We start from the raw sequence: 3,025 nt of genomic DNA, 5'->3' as shown, positions 1-3,025 counted from the left end.
TGGAAACATAGATTAAGTTATTAAGGGCGCACGGTGGATGCCTTGGCACTAGAAGCCGATGAAGGACGTTACTAACGACGATATGCTTTGGGGAGCTGTAAGTAAGCTTTGATCCAGAGATTTCCGAATGGGGAAACCCAGCATGAGTTATGTCATGTTATCGATATGTGAATACATAGCATATCAGAAGGCACACCCGGAGAACTGAAACATCTTAGTACCCGGAGGAAGAGAAAGAAAATTCGATTCCCTTAGTAGCGGCGAGCGAAACGGGAAGAGCCCAAACCAACAAGCTTGCTTGTTGGGGTTGTAGGACACTCTATACGGAGTTACAAAGGACGACATTAGACGAATCATCTGGAAAGATGAATCAAAGAAGGTAATAATCCTGTAGTCGAAAATGTTGTCTCTCTTGAGTGGATCCTGAGTACGACGGAGCACGTGAAATTCCGTCGGAATCTGGGAGGACCATCTCCTAAGGCTAAATACTCTCTAGTGACCGATAGTGAACCAGTACCGTGAGGGAAAGGTGAAAAGCACCCCGGAAGGGGAGTGAAATAGAACCTGAAACCGTGTGCTTACAAGTAGTCAGAGCCCGTTAATGGGTGATGGCGTGCCTTTTGTAGAATGAACCGGCGAGTTACGATTTGATGCAAGGTTAAGCAGTAAATGTGGAGCCGTAGCGAAAGCGAGTCTGAATAGGGCGTTTAGTATTTGGTCGTAGACCCGAAACCAGGTGATCTACCCTTGGTCAGGTTGAAGTTCAGGTAACACTGAATGGAGGACCGAACCGACTTACGTTGAAAAGTGAGCGGATGAACTGAGGGTAGCGGAGAAATTCCAATCGAACCTGGAGATAGCTGGTTCTCTCCGAAATAGCTTTAGGGCTAGCCTCAAGTGATGATTATTGGAGGTAGAGCACTGTTTGGACGAGGGGCCCCTCTCGGGTTACCGAATTCAGACAAACTCCGAATGCCAATTAATTTAACTTGGGAGTCAGAACATGGGTGATAAGGTCCGTGTTCGAAAGGGAAACAGCCCAGACCACCAGCTAAGGTCCCAAAATATATGTTAAGTGGAAAAGGATGTGGCGTTGCCCAGACAACTAGGATGTTGGCTTAGAAGCAGCCATCATTTAAAGAGTGCGTAATAGCTCACTAGTCGAGTGACACTGCGCCGAAAATGTACCGGGGCTAAACATATTACCGAAGCTGTGGATTGTCCTTTGGACAATGGTAGGAGAGCGTTCTAAGGGCGTTGAAGCATGATCGTAAGGACATGTGGAGCGCTTAGAAGTGAGAATGCCGGTGTGAGTAGCGAAAGACGGGTGAGAATCCCGTCCACCGATTGACTAAGGTTTCCAGAGGAAGGCTCGTCCGCTCTGGGTTAGTCGGGTCCTAAGCTGAGGCCGACAGGCGTAGGCGATGGATAACAGGTTGATATTCCTGTACCACCTATAATCGTTTTAATCGATGGGGGGACGCAGTAGGATAGGCGAAGCGTGCGATTGGATTGCACGTCTAAGCAGTAAGGCTGAGTATTAGGCAAATCCGGTACTCGTTAAGGCTGAGCTGTGATGGGGAGAAGACATTGTGTCTTCGAGTCGTTGATTTCACACTGCCGAGAAAAGCCTCTAGATAGAAAATAGGTGCCCGTACCGCAAACCGACACAGGTAGTCAAGATGAGAATTCTAAGGTGAGCGAGCGAACTCTCGTTAAGGAACTCGGCAAAATGACCCCGTAACTTCGGGAGAAGGGGTGCTCTTTAGGGTTAACGCCCAGAAGAGCCGCAGTGAATAGGCCCAAGCGACTGTTTATCAAAAACACAGGTCTCTGCTAAACCGTAAGGTGATGTATAGGGGCTGACGCCTGCCCGGTGCTGGAAGGTTAAGAGGAGTGGTTAGCTTCTGCGAAGCTACGAATCGAAGCCCCAGTAAACGGCGGCCGTAACTATAACGGTCCTAAGGTAGCGAAATTCCTTGTCGGGTAAGTTCCGACCCGCACGAAAGGCGTAACGATTTGGGCACTGTCTCAACGAGAGACTCGGTGAAATCATAGTACCTGTGAAGATGCAGGTTACCCGCGACAGGACGGAAAGACCCCGTGGAGCTTTACTGTAGCCTGATATTGAAATTCGGCACAGCTTGTACAGGATAGGTAGGAGCCTTTGAAACGTGAGCGCTAGCTTACGTGGAGGCGCTGGTGGGATACTACCCTAGCTGTGTTGGCTTTCTAACCCGCACCACTTATCGTGGTGGGAGACAGTGTCAGGCGGGCAGTTTGACTGGGGCGGTCGCCTCCTAAAAGGTAACGGAGGCGCTCAAAGGTTCCCTCAGAATGGTTGGAAATCATTCATAGAGTGTAAAGGCATAAGGGAGCTTGACTGCGAGACCTACAAGTCGAGCAGGGTCGAAAGACGGACTTAGTGATCCGGTGGTTCCGCATGGAAGGGCCATCGCTCAACGGATAAAAGCTACCCCGGGGATAACAGGCTTATCTCCCCCAAGAGTTCACATCGACGGGGAGGTTTGGCACCTCGATGTCGGCTCATCGCATCCTGGGGCTGTAGTCGGTCCCAAGGGTTGGGCTGTTCGCCCATTAAAGCGGTACGCGAGCTGGGTTCAGAACGTCGTGAGACAGTTCGGTCCCTATCCGTCGTGGGCGTAGGAAATTTGAGAGGAGCTGTCCTTAGTACGAGAGGACCGGGATGGACATACCTCTGGTGTACCAGTTGTCGTGCCAACGGCATAGCTGGGTAGCTATGTGTGGACGGGATAAGTGCTGAAAGCATCTAAGCATGAAGCCCCCCTCAAGATGAGATTTCCCAACTTCGGTTATAAGATCCCTCAAAGATGATGAGGTTAATAGGTTCGAGGTGGAAGCATGGTGACATGTGGAGCTGACGAATACTAATCGATCGAAGACTTAATCAAAATAAATGTTTTGCGAAGCAAAATCACTTTTACTTACTATCTAGTTTTGAATGTATAAATTACATTCATATGTCTGGTGACTATAGCAAGGA

1 rRNA gene is annotated in these 3,025 nt (G+C 49.3%); it reads left to right on the top strand.

Annotated features, from left to right (window positions below):
• The first annotated feature begins 10 nt into the window (after positions 1–10).
• Positions 11–2,933: ribosomal RNA gene (locus ACXQH5_RS13680) — 23S ribosomal RNA — on the top strand.
• Positions 2,934–3,025: the final 92 nt, after the last annotated feature.

This window comes from Staphylococcus sp. SA22, from assembly GCF_054165785.1.
This window is presented reverse-complemented; position numbering and strand designations above follow the sequence as displayed.